General features: G+C 60.4%; 28 protein-coding genes. 12 read left to right on the forward strand and 16 right to left on the reverse strand.

Translation table 11 applies throughout. The features are described 5' to 3' along the window. Window positions 1–263: 263 nt before the first annotated feature. A complete protein-coding gene (locus SIB73_RS08445) occupies window positions 264–1,130 on the forward strand; it encodes a 4-hydroxybenzoate polyprenyltransferase (protein WP_413405986.1) in 867 nt (288 codons plus the stop codon). Then, entirely contained in the window at window positions 1,130–2,047 is a 918-nt protein-coding gene (locus SIB73_RS08450) for a S66 peptidase family protein (protein WP_413405984.1), read from the forward strand. Before SIB73_RS08445 ends, SIB73_RS08450 begins: the two co-directional genes overlap by 1 nt. On the opposite strand, the gene ispD is transcribed toward SIB73_RS08450, so the two are convergent. Beyond that, window positions 2,038–2,709, reverse strand: coding sequence for a 2-C-methyl-D-erythritol 4-phosphate cytidylyltransferase (gene ispD, locus SIB73_RS08455; protein WP_413406318.1), 672 nt, complete (start codon window positions 2,707–2,709; stop codon window positions 2,038–2,040). The two genes, SIB73_RS08450 and ispD, sit on opposite strands and share 10 nt — an antisense overlap. 72 nt (window positions 2,710–2,781) lie before the next feature. On the opposite strand from ispD, the gene SIB73_RS08460 reads away from it, so the two are divergent. The 3 genes from SIB73_RS08460 to fabG are packed head-to-tail and all read left to right on the forward strand — an operon-like array spanning window position 2,782 to window position 5,512. Further along, window positions 2,782–3,612: a glycosyltransferase family 9 protein gene (locus tag SIB73_RS08460; protein ID WP_413405982.1), complete on the forward strand. Its 831-nt coding sequence runs from the start codon at window positions 2,782–2,784 to the stop codon at window positions 3,610–3,612. After that, window positions 3,612–4,712: a potassium channel family protein gene (locus SIB73_RS08465; RefSeq protein WP_413405980.1), complete on the forward strand. Its 1,101-nt coding sequence runs from the start codon at window positions 3,612–3,614 to the stop codon at window positions 4,710–4,712. Before SIB73_RS08460 ends, SIB73_RS08465 begins: the two co-directional genes overlap by 1 nt. 47 nt (window positions 4,713–4,759) lie before the next feature. Next, window positions 4,760–5,512 carry a 3-oxoacyl-[acyl-carrier-protein] reductase gene (fabG, locus tag SIB73_RS08470; RefSeq protein ID WP_413405978.1) on the forward strand — a complete coding sequence of 251 codons (753 nt, stop codon included), beginning with the start codon at window positions 4,760–4,762 and terminating at the stop codon, window positions 5,510–5,512. A 25-nt stretch (window positions 5,513–5,537) separates the two neighbouring features. On the opposite strand, the gene SIB73_RS08475 is transcribed toward fabG, so the two are convergent. Next, window positions 5,538–5,714: a hypothetical protein gene (locus SIB73_RS08475; RefSeq protein ID WP_413405976.1), complete on the reverse strand. Its 177-nt coding sequence runs from the start codon at window positions 5,712–5,714 to the stop codon at window positions 5,538–5,540. Between the two features lie 129 nt (window positions 5,715–5,843). On the opposite strand from SIB73_RS08475, the gene groL reads away from it, so the two are divergent. Beyond that, window positions 5,844–7,505 (forward strand): chaperonin GroEL, encoded by a 1,662-nt coding sequence (gene groL, locus SIB73_RS08480; protein ID WP_413405974.1) that lies wholly within the window; start codon window positions 5,844–5,846, stop codon window positions 7,503–7,505. 34 nt (window positions 7,506–7,539) lie between these two features. Here groL and SIB73_RS08485 read toward each other — a convergent pair whose 3' ends face one another. The 7 genes from SIB73_RS08485 to SIB73_RS08515 are packed head-to-tail and all read right to left on the reverse strand — an operon-like array spanning window position 7,540 to window position 12,761. Further along, window positions 7,540–7,722 (reverse strand): hypothetical protein, encoded by a 183-nt coding sequence (locus SIB73_RS08485; RefSeq protein WP_413405972.1) that lies wholly within the window; start codon window positions 7,720–7,722, stop codon window positions 7,540–7,542. A gap of 19 nt (window positions 7,723–7,741) precedes the next feature. Then, window positions 7,742–8,458 carry an N-acetylmannosamine-6-phosphate 2-epimerase gene (locus SIB73_RS08490; protein ID WP_413405970.1) on the reverse strand — a complete coding sequence of 239 codons (717 nt, stop codon included), beginning with the start codon at window positions 8,456–8,458 and terminating at the stop codon, window positions 7,742–7,744. Window positions 8,459–8,464: 6 nt separating this feature from the next. After that, window positions 8,465–8,935: a hypothetical protein gene (locus tag SIB73_RS08495; protein ID WP_413405969.1), complete on the reverse strand. Its 471-nt coding sequence runs from the start codon at window positions 8,933–8,935 to the stop codon at window positions 8,465–8,467. A 4-nt stretch (window positions 8,936–8,939) separates the two neighbouring features. Beyond that, window positions 8,940–9,797 (reverse strand): ABC transporter permease, encoded by an 858-nt coding sequence (locus SIB73_RS08500; protein ID WP_413405967.1) that lies wholly within the window; start codon window positions 9,795–9,797, stop codon window positions 8,940–8,942. 37 nt (window positions 9,798–9,834) lie between these two features. Further along, on the reverse strand, window positions 9,835–10,848 hold the full coding sequence (locus SIB73_RS08505; RefSeq protein WP_413405965.1) for an ATP-binding cassette domain-containing protein: 1,014 nt from the start codon (window positions 10,846–10,848) through the stop codon (window positions 9,835–9,837). A gap of 28 nt (window positions 10,849–10,876) precedes the next feature. Further along, a complete protein-coding gene (locus SIB73_RS08510) occupies window positions 10,877–11,884 on the reverse strand; it encodes a heme o synthase (RefSeq protein ID WP_413405963.1) in 1,008 nt (335 codons plus the stop codon). Further along, window positions 11,877–12,761, reverse strand: coding sequence for a COX15/CtaA family protein (locus SIB73_RS08515; protein ID WP_413405960.1), 885 nt, complete (start codon window positions 12,759–12,761; stop codon window positions 11,877–11,879). Before SIB73_RS08515 ends, SIB73_RS08510 begins: the two co-directional genes overlap by 8 nt. A 275-nt stretch (window positions 12,762–13,036) precedes the next feature. On the opposite strand from SIB73_RS08515, the gene SIB73_RS08520 reads away from it, so the two are divergent. The 4 genes from SIB73_RS08520 (at window position 13,037) to SIB73_RS08535 (ending at window position 16,591) form a co-directional block, all read left to right on the forward strand. Next, on the forward strand, window positions 13,037–13,861 hold the full coding sequence (locus SIB73_RS08520) for a cytochrome c oxidase subunit II (RefSeq protein ID WP_413405958.1): 825 nt from the start codon (window positions 13,037–13,039) through the stop codon (window positions 13,859–13,861). Then, on the forward strand, window positions 13,858–15,528 hold the full coding sequence (gene ctaD / locus SIB73_RS08525) for a cytochrome c oxidase subunit I (protein ID WP_413405956.1): 1,671 nt from the start codon (window positions 13,858–13,860) through the stop codon (window positions 15,526–15,528). Before SIB73_RS08520 ends, ctaD begins: the two co-directional genes overlap by 4 nt. Then, on the forward strand, window positions 15,525–16,139 hold the full coding sequence (locus SIB73_RS08530; RefSeq protein WP_413405955.1) for a heme-copper oxidase subunit III: 615 nt from the start codon (window positions 15,525–15,527) through the stop codon (window positions 16,137–16,139). The genes ctaD and SIB73_RS08530 overlap by 4 nt, the downstream gene beginning before the upstream one ends. A gap of 95 nt (window positions 16,140–16,234) precedes the next feature. After that, window positions 16,235–16,591, forward strand: coding sequence for an AbrB family transcriptional regulator (locus SIB73_RS08535; RefSeq protein ID WP_413406316.1), 357 nt, complete (start codon window positions 16,235–16,237; stop codon window positions 16,589–16,591). Window positions 16,592–16,720: 129 nt separating this feature from the next. On the opposite strand, the gene SIB73_RS08540 is transcribed toward SIB73_RS08535, so the two are convergent. Both SIB73_RS08540 and SIB73_RS08545 read right to left on the reverse strand, forming a co-directional pair. After that, window positions 16,721–17,311 (reverse strand): HdeD family acid-resistance protein, encoded by a 591-nt coding sequence (locus tag SIB73_RS08540; protein ID WP_413405953.1) that lies wholly within the window; start codon window positions 17,309–17,311, stop codon window positions 16,721–16,723. A 73-nt stretch (window positions 17,312–17,384) separates the two neighbouring features. Next, entirely contained in the window at window positions 17,385–18,032 is a 648-nt protein-coding gene (locus SIB73_RS08545) for a riboflavin synthase (RefSeq protein ID WP_413405951.1), read from the reverse strand. 65 nt (window positions 18,033–18,097) lie between these two features. Here SIB73_RS08545 and SIB73_RS08550 point away from each other — a divergent pair, with 65 nt between their 5' ends. Together SIB73_RS08550 and SIB73_RS08555 are read left to right on the forward strand one after the other, a co-directional pair. Further along, the gene (locus SIB73_RS08550; protein WP_413405949.1) at window positions 18,098–18,682 is read left to right on the forward strand and encodes a bifunctional nuclease family protein; all 585 of its coding nucleotides are present in this window, start codon (window positions 18,098–18,100) and stop codon (window positions 18,680–18,682) included. 77 nt (window positions 18,683–18,759) lie between these two features. Beyond that, window positions 18,760–19,836, forward strand: coding sequence for an aldo/keto reductase (locus tag SIB73_RS08555; RefSeq protein WP_413406315.1), 1,077 nt, complete (start codon window positions 18,760–18,762; stop codon window positions 19,834–19,836). On the opposite strand, the gene SIB73_RS08560 is transcribed toward SIB73_RS08555, so the two are convergent. From SIB73_RS08560 to topA, 5 genes are read right to left on the reverse strand one after another with little or no spacing between them, the layout of a single operon-like run. Continuing rightward, window positions 19,825–20,832 carry an ABC transporter substrate-binding protein gene (locus SIB73_RS08560; protein WP_413405947.1) on the reverse strand — a complete coding sequence of 336 codons (1,008 nt, stop codon included), beginning with the start codon at window positions 20,830–20,832 and terminating at the stop codon, window positions 19,825–19,827. The two genes, SIB73_RS08555 and SIB73_RS08560, sit on opposite strands and share 12 nt — an antisense overlap. Before the next feature lie 9 nt (window positions 20,833–20,841). After that, window positions 20,842–22,044 (reverse strand): nicotinate-nucleotide--dimethylbenzimidazole phosphoribosyltransferase, encoded by a 1,203-nt coding sequence (locus tag SIB73_RS08565; protein ID WP_413405945.1) that lies wholly within the window; start codon window positions 22,042–22,044, stop codon window positions 20,842–20,844. Further along, the gene (locus SIB73_RS08570; RefSeq protein ID WP_413405944.1) at window positions 22,016–22,660 is read right to left on the reverse strand and encodes a DUF2232 domain-containing protein; all 645 of its coding nucleotides are present in this window, start codon (window positions 22,658–22,660) and stop codon (window positions 22,016–22,018) included. Before SIB73_RS08570 ends, SIB73_RS08565 begins: the two co-directional genes overlap by 29 nt. Then, complete coding sequence (locus tag SIB73_RS08575; RefSeq protein WP_413405942.1) at window positions 22,660–23,244, reverse strand: hypothetical protein; 585 nt, start codon at window positions 23,242–23,244, stop codon at window positions 22,660–22,662. The genes SIB73_RS08570 and SIB73_RS08575 overlap by 1 nt, the downstream gene beginning before the upstream one ends. Then, window positions 23,244–25,961, reverse strand: a complete 2,718-nt coding sequence (gene topA, locus SIB73_RS08580) for a type I DNA topoisomerase (protein WP_413405940.1) — start codon at window positions 25,959–25,961, stop codon at window positions 23,244–23,246. Before topA ends, SIB73_RS08575 begins: the two co-directional genes overlap by 1 nt. Between the last annotated feature and the right edge of the window lie 91 nt (window positions 25,962–26,052).

Below are 26,052 nucleotides of genomic sequence, written 5' to 3' on the forward strand. Positions count from 1 at the left end.
GGAATTGGTGCCCACATCGATCGCGGCCACGGTTCTGACTTTTCTCGCCCCACGCGAATCAGTGTTCGATGGCGTCTCTGCAGCTTGATTGCTGTCATCCACCGCGTTCGCTGGGGAAAGCTCGGCACCTGACATGGCGCACCGTGATGGAAACGGGCCCACTCTGCCATCGGCGCTCCGGGCCTGGTCGCGGCTGATTATGGTTCCGAAAATCCAAGCTTCAGGTTCTGCGAACTGTGACTGGCACGACCTTCTCTCGCGTCATGTCGCCCTGGGTGGCACTGCTGCGATGGAACAAACCGACCGGTCGCCTGATCCTTCTGGTGCCGGCCGGGTGGAGTCTATGGCTCGCCCCGGATGCACCTCCTTCTGCAGCACTTGTGCTGCAGATTCTGGTCGGCGGACTGGCTGTGAGCGGAGCCGGCTGCATCGCCAACGATCTCTGGGACCGGAACATCGACAGCGAGGTGGAACGCACGCGTCAACGTCCCCTCGCCAGCGGTGAACTCAACAGAACCCAGGCGACTGCCGGGCTGGTGCTGCTTCTGGCTCTGGCCCTGGTCGTCGTTCTCAGCCTCTCGTCCCAGATGCTGCTGTGTCTGCAACTGGCAGTTCTTGCTCTTCCTCCCATCCTGATCTACCCATCCGCAAAGCGCTGGTTCCCATTCCCTCAGGCACTTCTGGCGATCTGCTGGGGTTTTGCGGTGTTGATCCCCTGGGCGGCCTTCACGGGAAGCATCGCGCCGTCGACACCTTTGATCGGATGCTGGTTCGCCACGGTGTGCTGGACCTTCAGCTTTGACACGGTCTATGCAATGGCCGACCGTCCGGATGATGCGCGGCTCGGCTTGCGGAGCAGCGCACTGACGCTTGGACGCAATGCCATCAGGACCGTTCGCTCTGGATATGGGCTCACCTCGACATCCCTCGCCGTGGCTGCGGCTGCGGCTGATGTGGGAGTGTTTTTCTGGCCCTTCTGGGTGATTGCCACCATTGGACTGTGGCGCTCCACGCACACCCTGAGAGCTGGTGAACAGCAGCCTGCAGCCGTCTATGCCAACCATTTCGCACGTCAGGTCCAGATCGGTATGTTGCTGCTGATCGGCCTGGTGCTTTCACGTCTGGGCTGATGCAGCATTCCGACCAGCGATGGACACTGCCTCGTCCCCTGCGGTCGGGCGACAGGGTCAGCATTGCCGCACCGAGCTCTGCGATCTGCGATCAGGCCAGCCTGCTCGCTGGAATTGCCGTGCTCGAGTCTTGGGGGCTGAGCGTGAACATCCCGGCCTGCATGGAACGTCGCTGGGGTTACCTGGCAGGTCGTGACAGCGAACGCGTCAGTGATCTGTCCGCTGACGATGCGTGTTCCCTGCTGGCCTGTGCCCGGGGTGGATGGGGAGCGGCACGTCTTCTTGAACAGACCATCGCCTGGAAGGAGGGCTGGCTTCTTGGCTTCTCCGATGTCACCGCCCTGCTCTGCAGCCGAATGGCACAAGGCCTCGGAGGCGGCATCCATGGTCCTCTGGTCACAACGCTGGCTGGAGAGCCTGAATGGAGCCAGCAGCGTCTTCACGATCTGCTGTTCGGACATCCTGTTGCATCCCTTGAGGGGACCTGCTGGGCCGGCGGCACGGTGACCGGTCCACTGATCGCGGTGAATCTCACAGTGGCATCACACCTGCTCGGCAGCCATCACCTACCCGATCTGCGCGGCGCGATCCTGGTGATCGAAGACGTGGGTGAAGCTCCGTACCGACTTGATCGAATGCTCACCCACTGGCGTCTTCTGGGCGCACTTCAGAATCTTGCGGGCCTTGGATTCGGTCGCTTCAGCGGTTGCGAGGAGGCTGAGAACAACGATCAGGCTGCCGGTTTCAGCCTTGAGCAGGTCCTGCGGGAACGCACTCGGGATCTGGGTTGTCCGGTGGTTGCGGATCTACCCGTTGGCCATGGAAACGGTGGCAATGCCGCTCTGCCGATGGGCGTTCCCGCTCAGCTGAATGGCGACAGCGGCACGTTGAGTCTGGAGCTGCCTTGTCATCGCTGAGCGAGCACAGCTTCAGCCACGGTGAGATCGAACGGCGTGGTGACCTTGATGTTGGCAGGGCCTGCATCCAGCACCCTGACCGGCCAGCCCAGACGTTCAAACAGAGAAGCATCGTCGGTCACCGACCAGCCATGAGCCCTGGCCTGGGCATGGCCTTCGCGCAGAGCGGCAACAGCAAAACCCTGGGGCGTCTGCGCTGCCCAGAGCTGGGCCCTTTCAGGTGTTTCAGTGATCATGCCCCCCTCGTCAACACGCTTGATCGTGTCGGTGACCGGCGTCGCAGCAATCACTGCGTCACCACCACGAACCACCTCGGTGCAGCGGTTGAACAGGCTGGGTTCAACCAGGCAACGGGCTCCGTCATGAATCAGCACATGCTCCGCATCACTGGGTAGTGCCTCCAACCCGCGCTCGACCGATTCCTGACGTGTTCTGCCGCCCTCGATCCAGGCAACGGGCTTGGGAGCCCCCTGCAGGAGGGCAGAGATCTCACTGTGATCAACATGCTGACCCACAACGCCGATCCAACCGATGGCTTCAGCCGCGAAAGCCGACTCCAGGGTCCAGGCAAGCAGCGGCCTGCCCCGCAGCTTGAGCAGCAGTTTGTTGCGATCAGCTCCCATACGCCGCCCGCTTCCCGCTGCGGCAATCAACAGATGCACAAGCGACTCCTGCTGCCAGCAGTCTGAAACGGCCTCCATACAATCAGCTCGCACCGATTGTGCCGCTGGTTCATGCGCGTTCTCGCTCTAAGCCCCGGAAGCCTTCAGCAGCAGCTCGAGCGTCTGCCCGCTCTCGCAGCTGCCGCTGATCAGCTCGAAGCCAGCCTCCAGGTGGCCTGTGATCCATCCCATCGCGGGTTGTGGTCGATGCTTCCCGCGGTGCAGAAAGTGATTCCCTTCCCGTTCGATGCCACTCCCAATCTTTCGGATTGGGCCAACCTTCTGGGTTTGGTGAGGGAACCTGACTTCCAGGCCTGCCTCAATTTCGCCACAGGAAGGCAGGTGAATTTGATGCTGTCAATGAGCCATATCCCGATGCGGGTGGCCACGGAAGGCTTTGCCAGCACGGCCTCCGCCACGGTGGGAGCGGGCTGGACGCCGCAGACACTTGAGGCCTTTCTCTCCCCGATGGGGGTTTCACTGAATGCCGATGCCTTCCGCCTCAGCCTGCCTGCGGAGGCCATGGAGAAAGCGCGCAGCGCCCAGCCCGCGGGGGATGGCCCTCTGCTGCTGCTTGCACCTGGAGCCTTTCCTGGTGACTGGCCTGAAGAACGCTGGACATCGCTCCCGCAAACCATCCGTGGCAAGTTGCCTCAGTTGCGAAGCCTGGTTCTGCCGACCGAAATGCCCGTGGTCGAGCGTGCCGCTGCCGTGGCCTGTGCCGATGTGGTGCTCAGCAGTTGCACCCTCACTCAGTTGATCGCCACCTACTGCGGCCTGCCTCTGGTCGCCATGGGCGCCGAAGCAGACCAGTTGCCCCAGAGAGACATGATTCGCAGGCTCGACAGAGAGGATCTGACTGCTCTGTCGGTCTCCGATGTTATGCAGGCTCTCGGCTTCTGATGACGCGCCCCCGGCTGAGCAGGCAACAGGTTCTGCTCAGCGGTCGTCCACGTCAGCTCCGACACCTTGCACGACCCTGGTTGCTGCCTGGACTGGCACTGACGCTGCTGGTCTTCGGCGGTGCCCTCGGTTACCGGATCACCGAAGGATGGGACTGGGGGGACTGCCTGTGGATGGTGCTGATCACGATCAGCACCATTGGCTACGGAGAGGTGGAGCCTCTGTCTCAGCCGGGGCGGTTGGTCACGGTCCTGATCATTGCCGGAGGACTGCTGGTTGTTCAGCTGTTGATTCAGCGCGTGCTTGGCTTGTCAGAATCCGGGTACTTCCGCCAGATGCGGGAGCTGAGGTTTCGCCGGATGCTGCGGCGCATGCAAGACCATGTCATTCTCTGCGGCTACGGCAGGATCGGCCGCGAGATCGGTGAACAGCTGCTGCTCGAGAAAGCACCGGTGCTGGTGGTTGAACTTGACCCCAAGCGCAAACAGGCCGCTGAAGACCGTGGACTGAAGGTGCTCCAGGCCGACGCCACTCTTGACGAAACGCTGATCGAGGCCGGGCTTGATCGCTGCCGCAGTCTGGTGACCGCACTGCCCAGCAATGCGGCCAACCTTTACGTGGTTCTGAGCGCCAGGGGGCTGGAGAAACGATGTCGCCTCATCGCCCGTGCGGACAGCGATGAGGCTGCGGCGAAGCTTGAACTGGCTGGCGCAAGTGCTGTGGTGAGCCCTTACGTGGCCGGTGGTCGCCTCATGGCGACGACGGCCCTGCGACCGCTGGCGGTCGACTTCACGGATCTGCTGGCGGGATCCGACTGCGAGATCGAGGAATTCCGGCTCAGTGAGGATCCTTTGCTGATGAGCCAGATCGCCCATCGGACCCTGCAGGACCTTGACCTGGCGCGACGCACCGGAGCCATGGTGCTTGCCATTCGGGACAACAACACCTTGTCGGCGAATCCCAACGGAGAGGTCACCCTGGCCCCCGGCCAGATGCTGGTTGTGATGGGCAGCAAGCAGCAACTGCAGGACCTTCGACAGATTCTTGGCGACGCCATTGACGCCGTGGAAACCATGCGCGGCATGCAGTCGAATGAATGAACGCTGGTCTTGCAGGTCCGTACGATCAGCCGGTCACAGGTCCTTGCATGAGCACCACTCACACCCTTGATGGCCAGATCGCTCTGGTGACCGGCGCCAGCCGCGGAATCGGCCGGGCCGTTGCACTCGGCCTAGCCGACGCCGGTGCTGAAGTGGTCGTCAACTACTCGAGCTCTCCTGATGCGGCCGATGCCGTGGTGGCTGAAATCAAGGATTCCGGAGGCAAGGCCTACGCCCTTCAGGCCAATGTGGCCGACGAGGAGGCCGTGAACGGTCTGATCAAGACAGTGATCGAGCGAAGCGGAAGAATCGATGTGCTGGTCAACAACGCCGGCATCACCCGCGATGGACTGCTGATGCGCATGAAGACCGACGACTGGCAGGCGGTGATCAATCTGAACCTGAGTGGCGTCTTCCTCTGCACAAGAGCCGTGGCCCGCCCGATGCTCAAGCAGAAAAGCGGACGCATCATCAACATCACATCTGTTGTTGGGCTGATGGGCAACGCCGGGCAGTCCAATTACGCCGCCGCCAAGGCGGGAGTCGTGGGATTCACCAGAAGCGCCGCCAAGGAGATGGCCAGCCGCGGCATCACCGTGAATGCAGTGGCCCCTGGCTTCATCGCCACTGACATGACCAAGGATCTTGATGCGGAGGGAATCCTCGCGGCCATTCCACTGGGTTGTTTCGGCACTCCGGATCAGGTCGCCGGGGCTGTGCGGTTTCTGGCAGCTGACCCTGCTGCTGCCTACATCACCGGCCAGGTTCTGCAGGTTGACGGCGGCATGGTGATGGGCTGATCCGAGTCCGCGCAGGACTTCCGTATCAGGGCTCCAGAGGTTGCCCCAGCTCATCTCTGAGTCTGCGGATGCGCTGCAGCAATCTGAACCTGCGGCTGCGTTCTGTCGCCGTCAGAAAAATGCGCAACGGCACGTAGACAAGAGCCATGATCCCGGCCAGACCGGCCAGCAACACGAAGAACAGCGCCCCTGAATTGGCCATGGATCAAAGTTAACGAGAGCGGTTGCCTCCGGCAGGCACCAACTCCGGATGATTCGGCTTTCCCCACTTCCGATAGCGAGTCAGACGTCCTGTCGTTGTGGGACATTGACCAGCGGGTAAGTGTCGATCATGGCCAAGCTTCTCAGTTTTTCGGATGAATCCCGCTCTTCGTTGGAGCGGGGCATGAATGCTCTAGCCGATGCCGTGCGCGTCACGATCGGCCCGCGCGGTCGCAATGTGGTGCTTGAAAAGTCATTCGGAGCACCCGACATCATCAACGATGGCGACACGATCGCCAAGGAGATTGAGCTCGAGGATCCCTTCGAAAACATCGGCGCCAAATTGATCCAGCAGGTGGCGTCCAAAACCAAGGACAAGGCTGGAGACGGCACCACCACAGCAACCGTTCTGGCCCAGGCCATGGTTGAGGAGGGGCTTCGCAACACGGCAGCCGGAGCAAGCCCGATCGAATTACGCCGGGGCATGGAAGCCGCGGTTGAACACGTGGTCAAAGGCCTGTCAGAGCGAAGCCAGGCCGTCAGTGGAGATGCCATCCGTCAGGTGGCCACGGTCAGCGCCGGCGGCGATGAAGAAGTGGGGCAGATGGTGAAAGAAGCCATGGACAAGGTCAGTGTCGACGGTGTGATCACCGTCGAAGAATCGAAATCGCTGGCCACTGAACTGGATGTCACCGAAGGCATGGCCTTTGACCGTGGCTACAGCTCCCCTTACTTCGTCACTGATGGCGATCGCCAGATCTGCGAATTTGACAACGCCTTGTTGCTGCTGACTGACCGCAAGGTGAGCGCCGTGGCCGATCTCGTACCGGTGCTCGAAGCCGTTCAGCAGTCGGGTTCTCCCCTGGTGGTGCTGGCCGAGGAAGTGGATGGGGAAGCCTTGGCCACGCTGGTGGTGAACAAGAACCGCGGAGTGCTGCAGGTCGCCGCGGTCCGCGCCCCGTCATTCGGTGAACGCCGCAAGGCCGCCCTGGCGGACATCGCCATCCTCACAGGCGGCACGGTGATCAGCGAGGACCGGGCCATGACTCTCGAAAAGGTCACACTTGCCGATCTCGGGCGTGCCCGCAGGATCACGATCAGCAAGGACAGCACCACGATTGTGGCCGGGGAGGAAAGCCGGGACGCAGTTGCCGAGCGTGTGGCCTCGATCCGCCGTGAGCTCGACAACACCGAGTCGGAGTACGACCGGGAAAAGCTCTCCGAACGCATTGCCAAACTCGCAGGTGGCGTTGCGGTGATCAAGGTGGGAGCACCCACCGAAACCGAGCTCAAAAACCGCAAGTTGCGCATCGAGGATGCCCTGAATGCGACTCGGGCAGCCGTTGAGGAAGGAATCGTTGCCGGCGGTGGATCCACATTGCTCCAATTGGCAGGAACACTTGACTCCGTTGCCGCTCAGCTGAAGGGAGATCAGCGCACTGGCGTGGAGATTGTCCAGCGCGCACTGAGTGCTCCCCTCAAGCAGATCGCCATCAATGCCGGAGCCAACGGGGACATTGTTGTGGAGCAGGTGCAACGCTCCGGCAAGGGATTCAATGCCGTGACCGGCAATTACGAGGACCTTCTGCAGGCAGGGATCCTTGATGCCGCCAAGGTGGTGCGCCTTGGATTGCAGGACGCGGTTTCAATTGCGTCACTGTTGATCACCACCGAAGTGGTTGTGGCCGACAAACCTGAACCGCCTGCTCCTGCAGCACCTGGCGGGGATCCCATGGGCGGCATGGGTGGTATGGGCGGCATGGGTGGCATGGGAATGCCCGGAATGATGTGAACCCAGCGGTCTGTACCTGCTCGCCTGGGCCTGCTCAGAGGGCCTGAACCAGGCGGGCGTGTATCCGACAGACCGCCAGAGCTTCGCGTGGGGGCTTGCTGCAGAGATGCCCAAGCTCCCTGTTCAGAGCCTGAAGCTCACCCATCGGCAGACCTGCAACCGGTAGAGCCAGGACCATTCCGCCGACCATCGCCGGGAGGTAAATCAGGCGCAGCATGGCATGAGTCTCGCGGGACTCAGCCAGTCTGCCTTTTCAGGTGCCTGGAATAAGCTGCCACCTGGAGATCAACTCCTGTGATCGCAGTTCCTACAACCACTGCATCCGCCCCCCCGTTGAGAGCATCAGCGGCAGACATCGCCGAAGCGATGCCGCCTTCACACACCAGCAGCGTGGAGGGCGGCAGTTGCCGCCTCAATGGATGCAGGAGATCCATGGCAGGCGGAGAGAGCTGAGCGGTCTCCTCCGTGTATCCAAACAGGGTCGTACCCACCAAATCGCAGCCGAGAGCCGCGGCCTTCAGACCGTTTTCAACGCTGTCAATGTCCGCCATCAGCACTGCGCCGAGCTCCGTTTTCGCCTGCCTGATCAGCGGCCCAAGCTCTTGCCCGGAGGGTCGATCACGCGATGTTGCATCCAGCGCAATGACATCGGCACCGGCTGCCCAGACCGACCTGATCTCCTCCCATCGAGGCGTGATGTAGACGGAGCTGTCTGGGAAGGTGCGTTTCCACAGACCAATGATAAGAGCATCGGGACAACGCTCCCGAACGGCTCCAATGTGTTCAGGACTCTCCAGCCTGACTCCGATGGCACCGTTGCGAAGACTCGCCTCCGCCATGGCGGCGATCACATCGGGATGACGCATCGGAGACCCCTCTGGAGCCTGAACCGAAACGATGAGACCGCCCTCGAGATGATCCCGGCAGACACGCTGGCTGGAGGCGACAACCATGACGCCTCAGGACGCCTTGGGCAGATCATGCCGGCTGACGGGCAAAAGCCAGCGCCGCAGTCGCTGCGGCCCGGCAGCAGGAACCGGACGAAGATTCGGGGGCGGTGTCTCTGAACTGATCCCAGAATCGACAGCACGACTCACATCGTCAAGACAGTTTTTCAGCATGGAGCTGAAATGGGTCAACCCCTGGTCAGACTTTTCAGAATCCACAGATGAAGCTGCTGTGGGTTGGGCATCTTCGTGTTCAACCGGTTCAGAGCGATCGATCGGGGCCATCTCAGCCGATGAATCAGCGGTGGACATCAACGAAGGTTCTTCAGAATCCACCGGCAGGGAGTCAACACCGAAGCGATGCACCCACTGCAGCTGAAGTCGGGCCAGCAACACTTGATCGTTCTGTCGCAAGGCCTGTTCGATCAGGTGCTGCAGGCTGATCTGGAGAGGGTCCTGATGCTGGTACGGGGAATGGTTCACGGAATCAGGCAAGCTTGCGGTTGAGCAGAGGGCGGATCAGCAGGAACAACGCGGCCGTCAGCAGCGACAACACCAGAAGACATGTGGTACCGGTGACAGAGCCGTAGGGCGCTTCCAGCAGAACCGATGACAGATCAAGCGGGCCGGCATAAGCGGCACGAATGGGTTCAATCGCGAAGGTAAGGGGATTTAACGCTGCAAGCCAGCCCAGCCATGGAGGCATGAAGCTCAGAGGGGCCAGCGCCGTGCTCGCAAACAGCAGAGGAAGGTTGGCCACAAAAATCACCGCAATGAGTTCAATGTGACCTGGAAGGGCAAACGCCAGCCCGAGGCTGAGGGCCGTGACCGCAAACACCAGCAGCAGCAGCGTGACCATCACCAGCAGCAGTCCAGCTGCGCCTGGCCAGCCATAACCAAGCAGAGATGCGGTGAGCATGATCGCCAGGCTCTGCACAAGACTCAGCGTTGTGATGTAGATCACCGAGGCCAGAACAATCGAACTGCGACTGCGCAGCGGAGCCACCAGCAGACGGTTCAGGAAACCGAATTCACGGTCGAACATCACCGGCAGACCTGCATTGAGAGCAGCACTGAATGCGGTGAACACAATGACACCGGCTCCCAGAAACCGTCCGTAGCTCATGCCTCCAGGCAGCAGACCCTCCGGTGCACGTGAGAAAAGAGCACCGAACAGCACCAGCCAGATCAATGGCTGCAGCACACCGGCGACCAAAGTTGAGGGACGCCGTTGCAGCTGAAGGAAGAGACGTCGCGTGAGCGCGAATGTTTCCTGCAGAAGCTCGGCTATGGCAGAGCCGTTGTCGGAGCTGGAGGAGCTTGTGCTGAGGGCAGGGCTGGTCATTGGCAAGACGGAAACTGAATGAACATCAGGAGAGGCTTCATCGCATCGACTGTCGTCGCTCCTGCTTGGGATCGCGCTGGCCTGCCACAGCAAGCTCTGCATCCATCAGGGTGCGGCCCGTGGCCTGCAGGTACACATCATCGAGACTGGGGCGGCTTTGTGACAGGGAGAAGACATCAAGATTCTCAACCGCAAGTCGTTGCTTAAGCGTTGCAAGAACATGCTCTCCATCAACAACGAGATTGAGTGAATAGCCCTGCGCGCGGTTGATCACAATCCGCCTCACACCGTCCACCACTTCAAGAAGCTGGCGTACCCGTTCCGCTTCCGGCTGGTCGCTGAATTCGCGCACTCTCAGGGTCACACGATCGCCGCCAAGCTGCTGCTTCAGGGCTTCCGGAGCACCCTCTGCAATCACCTGTCCAGCATCGATGATCGCCATCCGATCAGCAAGAGCCTCCACTTCCTCGAGGTAATGACTGCTCAGCAGAATTGTGGTTCCCTGATCACGAAGGTCACGAAGCACCTCCCAGATCACAGCGCGACTTTCGATGTCGAGCCCGACCGTTGGCTCATCCAGAACAAGCAGCTGCGGTTGGTGCAGCAGTCCGGAAGCAAGATCCAGACGCCTTCGCATTCCACCGGAATACGTGCCGCAGCGACGATCGATCCAGTCACCCATCGACATCCGATCCACCAACTGATCGATTCGACGGTTCCGGTGCTGTCGCTGCAGATGGTAGAGATCGCCTTGAAGTGCGAGAAGCTCTCGACCCGTGAGAATTTTGTCGATCGCCACCTCCTGAGCCACATACCCCATCAGCTGACGAACCGTTCGTGGTTCCTGAAGCGCATCCACCCCTGCAACGACGACACGTCCTCGATCTGGAGCAAGCAGCGTGGCCAGAATGCGCAGTGCTGTGGTCTTGCCTGCTCCATTTGGTCCGAGCAATCCGTAGAGACAGCCTGAGGGAACAGACAGGCTGAGTCCGTTCAGAGCCGAAACGGCTCCATAGGACTTTTCCAGTTGATCCAGCTCAAGCAGTGACATCCCGCCTACGGAAACGATCGTTTGAAATCTAGGAAGCAATCCCAGAGAAGCCTGCGGCGACAGTCATCAGCCACTCCCTGAGTTGAAGGTCGAACAGGGAAGCAGCGGAGAATCGGCTGATGATCAGCAACAGGCAGATCCCGAAGAGATAGAGAATCGACCATCGAAACAGACCTTTGGCGCGATCGATGCTGTCAGGCTCTTCAGCGAGTCTGCCGACCATCTGAAGCAGTCGCCCGTTGAAGGGCAGCAACAGCAGGCCATAGAAAAGCCCTCCCTCCGGCAGCGCCCAGATCCCGAACATGCTGACCAGAACTGTGGCCCAGCCATAACGGCGGATGGCTCGAGCGGTAACGACCGACCCCTCCACCACAGGCAGCATGGGAATGCCTACTTCCCGGTAGTCATCTCGCAGAAGCAGGGCAAGAGCCCAGAAATGCGCGGGCGTCCAGACCATTACGAGCGCAAAAAGCCACCAACCCCCCAGCCCCACATGACCGGTTGCAGCTGCTGCACCCACCAGTGGAGGGATGGCGCCGGCGACACCGCCGATCACGATGTTCTGCGATGTTCGTGGCTTGAGCAATGCCGTGTACAGCAGGACATAGCTGCAGAGTCCGAGCAGCGACAGGCCTGCGGCGAGACAGTTCACACCGCTGACAAGCAGCATTGCCGCGGCCAGGGTGCAGGAGACTGCGCCGGCGAAAGCGGCTGTTGGCGAGAGCCGACCCGAGGGCAGAGCACGCCCACTTGTGCGTTGCATGCGGCCATCGAGTTCTTGCTCCCAGAGACAGTTGAGAACTCCTGCGGCGGCTGCGGCAAGAGCTCCACCGCCAAGCGTGCAGGCCAGCCTTGGAGAGGACAGCGGCCAGCCCTCGGTCAGAGCCATACCGCCGAGTGTGGTCGCCAGCAGCAGTGGGATCAGGCGCGGCTTCGCCACTTCAAGCCAGGGAGGAAGCTTGATGCGCTTGCGTGAAGGAACGATCTGCTCGCGCGTGAGCGGAGCCGAGGATGCAGCTGTGCTGGAACTAGCCATGACACGCCTCCAAGGCGGAAGAGTCGACAACGACGGGGAGCGGATCGGATGCAGGAGGTTGACGCCTGCAGGTCAGACCTGCCAGAACCGCGACCAGCAGGCAGGCCACCAGCTGATGAGCAACGGTCACTGCGGGCTGCGATAGACCCAGACGCAACGTCGTCACACCAAGGCCGATCTGCGTGACAACAAGCAGAGGAGCCATCAACAGCAGCGGCCACTGTTGTCGGCCCCAGCGCCCACCCAGCAGAGCAACCAGCACGAACAGCAGCACAGAAAGAGCTGCCGGCGTTGCTGAGACACGATGCCAGTGGAGCCATTGACAGGCCTGACCTGCATCAAGACAGCGCTGAGACGCCCAGGACGTGGCCATTCCTGCACCCAGCAGACACTGCGCTGAAACAGCAAGCACACTCAGTGAGCCGAGCACAATCCACCAGCGGGGGGCAGCCTCGGACCCGGAGGGGGCCAGAAGGACCTGGGTGAGACCACTGACGGTGATTACCAGCATGAGAGCCAGAGCCAGATGAGACGTGACCACCGCGGAGGGCAACAGCTTCAACACCGTGAGCGCGCCCAGACCTCCCTGCATGGCGACCATCAGCACCAGCAGCACACTGAGCGGCAGCAACCATCCGGGCAGCTCTCGGCGATACCACCAGACGACAACCATCTGCACCAGCAGTGCCACGCCGACCACAAAGGCATCGAGACGGTGAAACCACTCAAGGAAGACCTGAACGTTCATCTGACGTCCAGGCAGCAGCGAGCCGTAACAGAGAGGCCAGTCTGGACAGGCGAGCCCCGCCTGCATGACCCTCGTCGCTCCGCCGATCACCACCAGAACCACAAGTGCCACCACAAGATGGGCAGCCAACTGCGCTAGGCGTAGACGAACCGGAATTAACGACGATGCAGTCAACACAAACTCCTTAATGGAGATGGTTATCCACGGAACGTAGCTCTCTGAATCAGAACGGCACGATGTGTAGCTGACTGCAACATCTTAATTTTCAGACTTGATGCGACTTTGCTGACAAGAGCACCCTTGAACTCAGAAAACCCGAAGGATTTTCAGGCTTGCTTAACAATCAACACGTGGTGATTGTTATCAACCTCCATAGCCTGAAGAGACATAAGTTGAGGTTCGGGGTGCCCATCCCCTCAGCAATTCTGACCCTGGTTCTGGGAATGCTCCTCGTGCTCGGGGGGTTATGGATCGGCCAGAACATCAACCTGCTGCCTGTTGACGCAAGCGCTAATGCCCCCATTTACGACGAGTTGTTTCGTGTTTTGTTCAGCATCGGCACAATCCTTTTTGTGGGGATAGTCGGTCTGATTGTGTTCAGTCTTGTCCGTTTCCGTCGTCGGCCAGGACAGCTCGGCGATGGAGTGGCTCTGGAGGGCAATCTTCCTCTTGAAGTGTTCTGGACAGCAGTCCCTGCCATCGTGGTTCTGTTCGTAGGGCTGTACAGCTACGACATCTACGAACGCATGGGAGGAATGGTGCCTCTTGGCCATGGCGATCACGGCTCGGAGACGATGGTCGATCAACGCATCTGGGGTGGCATTGGTTCAACACAGGACTCCCAGACTGCAACAACAGTGGGCATCGCGCCATTACCCATCGAGGTCACAGCGATGCAGTTCGCTTTTCTCTTTCATTACCCCGACGGCGACATCATCTCCGGAGAAATGCATGTCCCCGTTGACCGGCCGGTTTCACTGAAAATGGAGGCCAAAGACGTGATCCATGCATTCTGGATTCCGGAATTCCGCCTGAAGCAGGACGTCATTCCCGGGCAGCCGACTGTCCTCGACTTCACCCCGACACGAACGGGCAACTATTCGATCGTATGCGCAGAGCTCTGCGGCCCATATCACGGAGGCATGCGCTCGAGTGTCGTGGTTGACAGCGCCGATGACTTCGATAGCTGGCTCCAGTCCAACCGAAAGATCCCAGTAGCCGAAGCATGACGATCACCGCTCCCCAGAAAACAGCGCCGACTTCACCGTCTCTGCAACCGGAGGGGTGGCTCCGCTACCTGAGTTTCAGCGTTGACCACAAGGTGATCGGCATCCAGTATCTCGTCTGCGGATTTGCCTTTTATCTGATCGGCGGAGCCATGGCAGGCGCGATCAGAACCGAACTGTTGAGTCCGGTTTCAGATTTCATGGCCAGAGATGTCTACAACCAGATCCTCACACTGCACGGAACAGTGATGATCTTTCTCTGGATCGTTCCCGTGGTCAATGGGGCTTTCGGCAATTATCTGATTCCCTTCTATGTGGGCGCCAGGGACATGGCTTATCCCAGGCTGAATGCGGTTGCTTTTTGGCTCATTCCTCCAGCTGGGTTGATGCTGATCAGCAGTTATTTCATCACAGGTGCTGCCCAGTCAGGCTGGACAGCGTATCCGCCTCTCAGCATCACAACACCTGCAACCGGTCAGATCATCTGGATCCTGAGTGTTCTTCTTCTCGGTGGAAGTTCAATCTTCGGTGGCATTAATTTCATCGCAACGATTCTCAAGCTCCGTCGCCCGGGACTGAAGCTGATGCAGCTTCCCATGTACTGCTGGGCGATGCTTGGCACCAGCATTCTTGTGGTGCTCTCCACTCCGGTTCTCGCGGGCACCCTGATCATGCTGAGCTTCGACATCGTTGCTCACACTGGTTTTTTCAATCCTGGAATGGGCGGAAATGTTGTCGTTTACCAGCATCTTTTCTGGTTTTATTCCCATCCCGCGGTTTACATCATGGTGCTGCCTGCCTTTGGCCTGGTGAGTGAGATCCTTCCGGTTCACTGTCGCAAACCCCTGTTTGGTTACACCACCATGGTGTATTCAATTATGGCCATCGTCGGCCTGGGGCTGGTGGTGTGGGCTCACCACATGTTCACGAGTGGCACTCCGCCCTGGATGCGTCTTTTCTTCACCATCGCAACGGCATTCATTGCCGTGCCCACTGGAATCAAATTCTTCAACTGGCTGGCAACGCTTTGGGGCGGACGTATCAGTCTCAACAGTGCCGTGCTCTTTTCCTGCGGCTTCATTGTGAACTTCGTGCTTGGCGGAATCACTGGCGTCGCCCTCGCACAGGTGCCTTTTGACGTTCACGTTCATGACACCTACTTCGTTGTTGCCCACTTTCACTACATCGTCTACGGAGGTTCGGTGTTTGTGATTTTTGCATCGATCTATCACTGGTACCCCAAGATCACCGGGCGCATGCTCGATGAGCATCTCGGCCGTTTGCATTTCCTGCTGACCTTCGTTGGCTTCAACCTTTGCTTTGCTCCTCAGCACTGGCTCGGCCTGAACGGCATGCCAAGACGGGTTGCCGAATACGACCCACAGTTTCAGCTTGTCAATCAGATCAGCAGCGCAGGAGCGCTGCTGATGGCCATCAGCACCCTTCCATTCCTCTGGAATGTGATAGCGAGTGCTTTCTATGGCGCCATCGCAGGAGACAACCCGTGGCGGGCACTCACTCCCGAATGGTTGACCTCATCACCACCACCGGTTGAGAACTGGAAAGGCGAACCCCCTCTTGTGACCCATCCCTACGGCTATGGCACCCCCGCCAACGAGATTGATCTGAACTCCGCCAGCGGCAGTGATCTCTGGAGAGGTGGTCAATGACATCACTCACTCCTCCCAACGCTCAGTTCGACCATCTGGATGACCACGTTGCAGATCACGGAGCTGAACATCCGGACCACCGCATGTTCGGTCTGGCCACCTTCCTCGTGGCTGACGCCATGACGTTCGCCGGATTCTTCGCCGCCTATCTCACTTTCAGGGCTGTGAATCCGTTGATGCCAGGTGCGATCTACGAGCTTGAACTGCCGCTCCCAACGCTCAACACCATCCTGCTGCTGGTGAGCAGTGCAACCTTTCACCGCGCCGGCGTGAACCTGCGCAGACAGAACAACGAGCGCTGCCGCCTCTGGCTGATGCTGACCGCCTTTCTCGGGCTTGGCTTTCTCGCCAGTCAGATGGTCGAGTACTTCACTCTGCCCTTCGGGCTCACCGACAATCTCTACGCCAGCACTTTTTATGCCCTCACCGGATTCCACGGGCTGCACGTGACCCTGGGGACACTGATGATCCTGATTGTGTGGTGGCAATGCCGCTCACCTTCAGGTCGTGTCACGGCCAGCAATCATTTTCCACTCGAGGCAGCCGAGCTCTACTGGCATTTCGTGGATGGAATCTGGGTCATTCTGTTTGTGATTCTGTACCTGATCTGACGAGCATCGAGATCGAATCAAGTGACAGAACTTCGATGGAATCCTTGCCCGGGTTGCAGTCTGGAGTCAGAATTGTTGTGTCTTTTCCGATAGACATGCTGGTTGGAGAGGAATTACTGAACAAGGCGCGGGCTCTCAGCAACCGCCCGGAAGATGAAATTGCACGGGGCTGCGGTTATGTCGGTCCGAGTGGCCGTCTGATGCGCAAAAGTTTCTACAGAGCCCTTGTGGAAGCCAAGGGATACAAACTTCCCTCCAGCAATGGCGGTTCAGGCGGCGGCAGCCGAGGACGGCAGGCAGAGTTCCGCACTCGTGTTCACGGCAACGGCAATCTGCTGATTGGTCATGCCTACACCAAACGCCTTGATCTTGTTCCAGGCCAGGAATTCAGGATTGAACTGAACAGGGATTCCGGCACGATCACGCTTCTGCCGCTTGCCGAATCCAGCTGACTAAAAATCTCTGACTTTTTTGTCAGGGCATCGATCACGCAGTTCGTTCAGCCATGACCTTGACCCAAGGAGACAGCGATCAGCTGCTCCTTGGGTTTGTTGCTTCAGGCTTGTTTCAGCCTGTGTTGTTCAAGCGACAGCAGGGGGATCCTGACCGTCATCGATGCTGGAGCTGAACGCAATCAGCTCGATTCCGCTGAACAGGAAACTGATGCCGACCAGGGTTCCGAGCACCCAGAGCAGGCCCCAGAACTTCAGGGTGACGATCAGCAGGCCGAGGATGAAGGTGATGACTCCGTTGGCGATGGCCCATCCAGCCCCGGGCTGACCGCTGTTGGCCAGTCCGTTGAAGAAGGCCACGACGCCCTCCACGAGAAAAACGATGCCGATGGCCAAGGCAAACGCAGCAACTTGCTCTGCGGCGTCACCGGGATCACGGAAGTTACTGATCATCGAGCCGCCGGCAACGATGAACAACGTGGACACCACAAGACGCCAGAAGCAGATCCAGCGACCCATCCGGCCGGAACGCGCAAGGTTGCTGACCCAGCCGACCACACCACCGACGAGAAACAGAACGGCAATCACACCTGTGGTCCAGAACGACGCGAGTACTGGGAAGATCAGGGCCAGGACGCCGAGAACAATCAGAAGAATGCCCTCTGCGATCGAGAAGGCTTTGAAGGTGCCCAGGGATTCGGAGCGGTCCTCGGAATTCATGAACAGTTCAGAGTGAACAACATCCGAAAGGTATTGGGACCTCACGAATCCCGCCGTGGTTCGTGCCTGAGGGTCAGCTCCATCCGTGCTCCGCGAGCCAGGCAGCGCTGATCGGCGGTGCTTCGCTCTCGCCCCCCCCGGCACTGATCAACCTCTCGGTGTAGCGAGCCAGCAGATCGATTTCGAGATTCACCTCATCGCCAACCTGCAGATCACGAAGGGCGGTGACCGACCACGTGTGCGGAATCACGGCGAGCCAGAAGCGTGCTCCTGCATCAGCACAACCCGCCACCGTGAGGCTGATGCCATTCACCGCGACACTGGCTTTGTCACAGATGTAGCGACCGAAGTCCGCATCCCGCCAGCGCAGTTCCAGATGCCATGACTGGGGCAGAGACTCCACAGCGACCACTTCACCGATACCGTCCACATGGCCGCTGACAAGATGCCCTCCCAGACGATCAGAGAGACGCAGAGCTGGCTCGAGATTCACAGATCCTCCTCCTGCGGCCTTCCCTCCGAGAGTGGTGCGCTGAAGCGTCTCCTCACTCACATCGGCAAGAAAACCGTCTCCCACAAGTGACGCCACCGTGAGACAAACCCCGTCCACCGCGACGCTGTCACCAAGCTGCAGGGGAGCAAAAGCACTGCAGCCGTCGACCAGCAGAGCGCGGCCACGTCGTTCGACCTGACCCACCGCCTGGACCAACCCCGTGAACATCGCCCATCTCCATCCCCTCTGCACTGGTCATAATCGAGACAGCGGCGGAGCCGTACTTGATCGAGATGAGCGTGGCGGGAATCGCCCTTGATGCCAGCAGCCGCAGTCCGATCGTGCTGCTGCGTGATCCCTCCCGCAGCCGTCAGGTGCCGATCTGGATCGACCAGGCACAGGCGCACAACATCATGGCCGGCCTCAGTGACACGCCTCAGCCCAGGCCCCTCAGCCATGACCTGATGGCTTCCTTGCTCGACGCAGGTGGTTTGAAGCTGGAGCGTGTGATCATTCACGCGATCGAAGACAGCACCTTCAGAGCCGTGCTGCGCCTGTGCGACAGCGACCACGACACCGCGGCGGCCGAAACGGATGAGCCTGATCCTGCTGTCTGTCCGGATGACAACCGCCTGGAGATCGATGCACGCCCCAGTGATGCCATCGCACTGGCCATTCGCACCGGCAGCAGCATCTGGATGCTCGAGGAGGTCGTCGCGGAAGCCTCGATCGCAGTGGACGCTGAAGCGGATGCGGAGGACCGTGATGAATTCCGACGCTTTCTCGACGGGATCAGTCCCGCAGCCCTAGGACGACATCTTGAATCACGGCAACCGGGAGATCCGAGGGACTCCCAGGGCGACCCTCCTGCCCCTTGAGCAGCACACTGCCCCGACCTGTTCTGCGTCGCCCATTCGGCGACGGAGCCGATGTGAGCCTGTTCACACTCGGCACCATGCGCGCCCTGCAGGCTCCCGACCAGATGCTGCAGGTGTTGCGTGCAGCCCTGGCTGCTGGCATCAACCATCTCGAGACAGCCCCGGCCTATGGGCCAGCTGAAGCCTTTCTGGGCAAGGCCCTGGCACAGCTCAACAGGGAAGGAGCTGCTCCCTCCGGCGGTGGCTGGGTGATCACCAGCAAGCTGCTTCCCGGGCAGAGTTTTCTTTCGGGAACCAGAGCTCTGGAAGCCAGCCTGGACAGGCTCGGAATCGACACGCTGGATAACCTGGCCATACATGGCCTGAACCTGGACAGCCATCTCGACTGGGTGCTCCAGGGAGAGGGAGCCCGGCTGATCGACTGGGCCCTCACAAGCGGCAGGGTCCGCCAGGTTGGCTTCAGCAGCCATGGCTCGTATGACTTGATCGAGCGTGCAATCGCCAGTGACCGCTTCAGGTTCTGTTGCCTGCATCTGCATCTCCTGGACCCAACACGCATGCCGCTGGCACAGCTGGCCCTCGATCGATCCATGGGCGTGCTGGCGATTTCACCGGCAGACAAGGGTGGTCGTCTCCAGGCACCGAGTGAGCAGCTGAAGACTGACTGCACTCCCTTCCAGCCCCTGCAGCTGGCCTATCGCTTTCTGCTGGCGGCGGGCATCAGCACACTCACTGTGGGCGCCAGGAACGCAGCCGACCTCAAACTGGCTCGGTCGCTGGCTGCCAGTGACGGTCCGCTGGATCCGGATGAGAAGAGGGCACTCGCTCATCTTGAGCAGCAGCGCGGGAGTCGGCTGGGACATGAGCTGTGCGGTCAGTGCCGTGCCTGCCTGCCCTGTCCAAACGATGTACCCATCCCAGAGCTTCTGAGGTTGCGCAATCTTGCCCATGGTCATGACCTGATGGAATTCGCAGGGGAGCGCTACAACCTGATCGGGCGGGCCGGTCACTGGTGGGAGACGGTTGATGCAAGCCAGTGCGACCGCTGCGGTGACTGCCTGCCGCGATGCCCGCACCAGCTACCGATTCCTGATCTGCTGGCGGAGACGCATCGGCTTCTGGCAGCTGCTCCACGCCGGCGGCTATGGAGCTGATGCTTCCCAGAGCTTCTGCAGACGTTGCACCTCGGCAGGGTCAGGCGGAGGCAGCGCCCAACTTCGCTGCCAGAGCGATTCCTGAGGGACCACCAGGGAGCGAAGCCGTTGAGGGATCCTTGTCTCTGCGGAGATGAGCTCGTCCCTGGGCAGCGGCGGAATCCAACCCTGTGCCAACAACCGAGACAGCAATGGTTGCTTCCACGCTTTCAGCACCCAGTCCTGCGGGATGGGTTCAGCGGTCTGGGAAGGCCGAACCAGCAGCGTCCAGTGCAGCGGCGAACCCTGCTCCGGCAACACAGCGATGAGTCTGGGATCACGCTGAAGGCTCGCCATGCAGCGTTGCAGAGGCAGTACGGCCACCCTGGCATCACCCTGCAGAAGCCAGTTCATGCCGAAGCGGTCATCAAAACTGATGGCCGCCTGACGCAGGCGCCGCAAGGAGTCGCCATCACCCATTCTCTGGGCGATTGAACACAGCAGCCTCGGGCTGGATGGCAGCAGCAGCTTGCCCTTGACTGCCGGGTCGAGCAAGGCATCCCAGCCGGCATCAGGAGCGGGTGCGTTCTTCCCCTCACGCCGAAACACCATCACCCAGGGACTGAACGCCACCGGCAACAGCAGGCTCCTCCAAACCGAAGGCATCTCGTTGAGGAAGCGTTCTCCCGAGGAACCCATCCTCGCCAGAAGGGCGTCCGCGGCGATCGCCTGCAAACGATCGGGGCTGATCACTGACAGCCAGCCATCATTCAGCGCCAGCAGGTCCGTTGGAGGTGGCCAGGGACTCTTCAGGGGAGTTGCTCCAGAGAGCGCGGTGAAACGCCAGGGTGCCGGCAGATCGCGACGCCAGAGAGCCGGCAGGACCTCCGGCATTGAGCGCAGAGTGGGAACCGCACCACCCCGACGGCAGCCGCTGAGCCCAAGCGCTGCTGTCACAGCGACGAATCGGAGAAACCGACGACGGTTCAGCAATGGCGCCGGAACAACTGGCTTCATGATCCGAACCTACGGGGCGACAGTGTCCTTGTCGTCTGTCGCCAGCAACTGATCGAAGGCCCGGTCACAGGAGTGCACCAGTGTGTCGACGGAAACACCTCGCCATTGAGCCAGCAGGGCCAGTCCACCAGCCCCTACTCCTTCCTTCACATGGCCCTGCTCGAAGTCGCGCAGACGGGAATGACGACTGGAGGAGAAGCGCAGACCAGCGGCATAGGCCTGCAGTGAGACCGAGTAATGCTGCTCCAGATTGCTGAGCAGCGTCACCAGGGAAGAGGCAGGCGTTGCAGCCTGCAGCCTTTCCGCGGCAAGCCATGCAGTTGTGCCGATCAGAACCCGATCGCAGAGCTGCTGACGACGGTCCGCTGTAAGAGCATGAAGAGCCAATGCAAGCACCGCAGCCATCTGACTGCCACCGGCCAGCAGAACGGGCTGATCAGCCTCGAGCACCCCGATCAAGATGCCTGTGGAGAGGGCCTGAAAGGGATCACCCACTGCTGCAAGCAATGCCTGTGCGTTGAGGTGACGGCGGCAGGGAAGCCGAGACAGCCCCTCGCTGACCAGCCGCTGCTTAAGCGCCATGGGTGGATGCAGGGCACTGCCACTGACCAGTGCCTGAACAGGCAGTCCCAGCCCTGTCAGGACAGCCAGGGCTGTGGTGGTCCCGCCGGGAACAGATTCCGCCAGCACCAGCGGCCGTCGCAGTCCTCGCCCGAGACGACGACCGCGATGCACCAGTTGCTGCACCCGTTCGAGCTGCATGGCACAGCCGCTGGAGACGCACTCCGAGGGGCCGGCACATGGATCTTCAAAGCGGAGATGGGGGAAGTGAGGCGGAACGGGCAGGCCGAGAGCAGCGACCTGCGGATCGAGACCAAGCTGCTGGCAGACCACCCAGCTGATCAGGGCGGGTGAGACGCCAGCCGGAAGAGGTGGCAGTGACCAGCATGGCGGTACTGATGGCCCCGTCAGCAGCAGTTCCGCATCGGCCAGAGCCGTTGTGCGGCGAGCTTCTGGCGTACACCCAGCGGCGGAGATTCCCTGTTGCTCGGCTGTCCTTGTCGACGCAAGAACCAGAAGCAGGTCCGGCAAAGGCTTGGCGAACTCAGACCAGATGGCTGTAAACCGGCTTGCGTCAGCCGTAGTGGCCGACCCTGTGAGACGACGCACACCAACCGGAAGGTCAGAGGGGGTCGAGGGCGACCAGTCCATGCAGCAGCGGGGGAGGGTCAGGAACGGGGGCCTGAAGTCGGGGGAAAATCCAGTAGGCCAGGGCGTGGAGAGCGAGGACGTACACCAGCTGCTGGATGAGCACGAGAGCGAGAGCCATCGACTGAACCAGCAGCAGATCTGGGGCGAGTGGCAACTGCAGCAGTTCCAGCAACCTGTCGAGTAGTCCCGCACCGGCGCGGGTGATGACCACCCAGAGGTTTTCACCCACCAACAGCGAAAGAGCAACAACCCGCACGAGGAAACCGGCAGCACCGATCAGCAGGCCAATCCCCCAGCTCAGCCACCAGCTGCAGCGGTGGACCCAGCACCAGCCGAGCCAGACGGAGAGCAGTCCGTAGGGAAACAACATCAGGGGTCCGCGGACGGGACCCATCAAGGCGATGAGCAGAAGAATCGCTACCGCCAGACCCTCGACCCCCGCTCGGGCACCTCGCCGGACCGCCAGCAGGGCAAGTGGCAGGGGCAGGGCCAGGCGGAACAGCGCTCCACCAACCGGTAGGTAATACAGAGCAAGCCAGATCAATGCAGCCGCAGCCGCCAGATACGAGGATTCCATCATTCGCAGCGCCTGGCGATGGCTGAGAGCAGGTCGCATCAGGAGGCAGGCTTCGGCGCGGGGTTGGACGACTGATTCAGGTCGCGCACGGGCAGCTTTTCGATGGTCTCCACTTCAAAACCAATACCAGCACGCCGCAGAGCTTCCGTGACTCCCTCAGCGGGAGCAGCTGGATCAGCTGCGGAGAGGCGAATCATGATGCGATAGGGCAATGTGCGCTCAGGAGCAGCCTTCGTCGCAGCGGAATCGGAATTGGCATCGGTGGCGGTGGCGCGATCCGTGCCATTGCCCTTGGTGGAGGACAGCTCCGGTCGCTCTTGGCGAGAGGCCTCAGTTGACTTCTCGTTTTGATTGATCCCCGCCTTGTCTTTCGTTCCCGCCTGATCGCTGTTGATCGAACTGGCCGGCTGTGTGTTCTTGTCAGCAACATCCCTGCCGCCTGATCCGGCGTCATCTTGATCTGGCTGGCTGAAAGTTTTGCTGGCCGCCTCGGACTGAGCCCCTGTCTGAGTGCCTGACTGAGCATCAAAGCTTTCAGACAACCGCTGGCCGAAGGTCGTGCCGTCACAGGCCTGCAGCAGCATCAAAGGCACAAGCGACAGGACAAACAGCCTGGTGCTCATCAGGAGTCGGCCGGGCGAATCACACGAACGGCACTGGCACGCAGACGGCCTGACTTCGTAGTGGCGGGAGGTTTCTTCGCCGCAGGCTTCTTGGCTGCGGGCTTCTTGGCTGCGGCTTTTTTTGCAGCAGGTTTCTTGGTGCTGGAAGCCTTGCGGCCACCCTTCTTGGTGGCTGCCTTGGCCTCCAGCAGCTCCACCGCCTGCTCAAGGGTGATGTCATCCGCTCCCTTGCCTTCGGGAAGAGAGGCATTGATCTTGCCCTGCTTGACATACAGGCCGTAGGGGCCGTCGTAGACCTGCACGGTCTCGTCACTGCCTTCCGGCTTGCCGAGATCCTTGAGTGCCGTGCGACCACCTCTGCCACGTTTGGGCATGGCCAGCAGCTCAAGCGCACGGGAAAGCCCAACGGCAAGAACATCGTCCTCACCCTTCAGCGAGCGGTAATCCTTTTCGCTCTTGCCCTTGTCCCAGACCACATAGGGGCCGAAACGACCCAGGCCTGCCTGGACCCTGCCACCGTCAGGGTGTTCTCCAAGCAGTCTGGGCAATCGCAGCAGTCCAAGAGCGTCGTCGAGGCTGAGATCCTCAGGCTTCACCCCCTTGGGGAGCGACGCGCGCTTGGGCTTGGGGTTCTCATCGCTCACCTGCCCGCGCTGCACATAGGGCCCGTATTGACCGAACAGCAGATAAACGAGATCGCCGGTTTCCGGATCCTCACCCAAAGCCTCAGGCCCATCAGCCTTCTGCTTGAGGATGAGCTCTGCCTGATCATGGTCGAGATCAGCAGGAGTGATCTCGCGAGGCAGGGTGGCCTTGATCAACTCCTCCTCACCGTCGTCTCCGACACGTTTCGCTTCGAGATAGGCACCGAAGCGACCGATCCTGACCACACAGGGAAGTCCCTCAAGATCGATCGTGCGCGATGCGCCGGGGTCGATATCACCCTCCCGCAGATGCACCTGAGACTCCAGTCCCTCATTGCCCTTGTAGAAGCTCTCGAGATAGGGAAGCCACTGCACCTTGCCGTGAGAGATCTCATCAAGGGTGTTCTCCATCCTTGCGGTGAAGGAGGTGTCCACAAGATCAGGGAAGTGCTCTTCAAGCAACGCTGTGACCGCGAAAGCGGTGAAACTTGGCGTGAGTGAATTGTTCTGGAGCGCGGCATAGCCGCGATCCACGATCGTTCCGATGATCGAGGCATAGGTGGAGGGCCTGCCGATCCCCTCCTTCTCGAGCATCTTGACCAGTGAAGCTTCCGAAAACCGAGCCGGAGGCTGGGTCTGGTGGCCGAGCGCCTCAACATTTTTCAGGCTGGGAGAATCCCCCTGCTTGAGGCCGGGCAACAACACTTCCTGGCCTTCCAGGGCCGCATCAGGATCATCACTGCCCTCCACATAGGCACGGAAGAAACCGGGAAAATCAATGCGCTTTCCATTGGCTCGGAACACTGCATCAGCAGCGCTCAGATCGATGGACAGCATGGTGAGCCGGGCTTCTGCCATCTGACTCGCGACGGTGCGCTTCCAGATCAGTTCGTACAGGGCGAGGTCCCGGCCATCAAGACCGGTCTCCTGGGGCGCGCGAAAACTCTCGCCGGCAGGACGAATCGCTTCGTGAGCCTCCTGTGCGTTTCGAGCCTTGGTGCTGAACTGCCTGGCCCCCTTGCTCAGATACTCCTTGCCGTATCGCGATTCCACACAGCTGCGGGCTGCGCTGATCGCCTGATCGGAGAGATGCACCGAATCGGTGCGCATGTAAGTGATGAAACCGCGCTCATAGAGACCCTGCGCGCAGCGCATTGTTTCTCTCGCGGAGAGGCGAAGCTTGCGGTTTGACTCCTGCTGAAGTGTGCTGGTTGTGAATGGTGGAACAGGCCGTCGCACCGTGGGTTTTTCCTCCACGGACGTGACACTCCAGGCCACTGACTTGACCGTTTCGGAGAGTGCCTGTGCATCACTTTCGCTGAGAAGGCGGACCTTGCTGCCCGCCTTGAGCTCTCCGGTGTTTTCATCAAAATCATTGCCGGTGGCAATGCGCTGCCCCGCAAGATGGGTGAGCTTGGCGTCGAAACCACTGCCGCTTTGTTCAAGACTGGCCTTGAGATCCCAGTAGCTGCCGCTGCGGAATGCCCGACGGGCGCGTTCCCGTTGCACCAGCAGCCGGACCGCCACGGACTGAACACGACCCGCTGACAGCCCCCAGGCCACCTTCTTCCACAGCAAGGGCGAGAGGGTGTACCCAACCAGACGATCCAGGATGCGCCGTGTTTCCTGGGCATGGACCAGTTCCATATCCAGCTCACGGGTCTGGTCGAGAGCCCGCCCGATCGCCTCCTTGGTGATCTCATGGAACACCATTCTCTTCACCGGAACCTTTGGCGCAAGCAGCTGCAGCAAGTGCCAGCTGATGCTTTCGCCTTCCCGGTCTTCATCAGTCGCCAGCAGAAGCTGATCCGCACCTTTGAGAGCGTCCTTCAGCTCCTTCACCGTTTTTTTCTTGTCCTTCGGCACCACATAGAGGGGCTCGAAATCCGACTCGGTGTTGACCCCGAGATTGGCCCATTTCTGGCCTTTTTGCGCCGCTGGAATCTCACTGGCGTTGTTGGGGAGATCACGCACATGCCCCATGGACGCCTCCACCCGGAAGTCCTTGGGAAGGAATCCACGGATGGTGCGGGCCTTGGTGGGGCTCTCAACGATGACCAGGGTGTGCGCCAAAGGAGGGCAGATAACCGTTCCCTTCTTTATCGCACCGCCGCTCCGATTGCAGCGAATACGGTGGATGCCACAAGGAGGAACGGAAGCGCGG

This window comes from Synechococcus sp. MIT S9509, assembly GCF_047303035.1.
Lineage (GTDB): Bacteria > Cyanobacteriota > Cyanobacteriia > PCC-6307 > Cyanobiaceae > Synechococcus_C.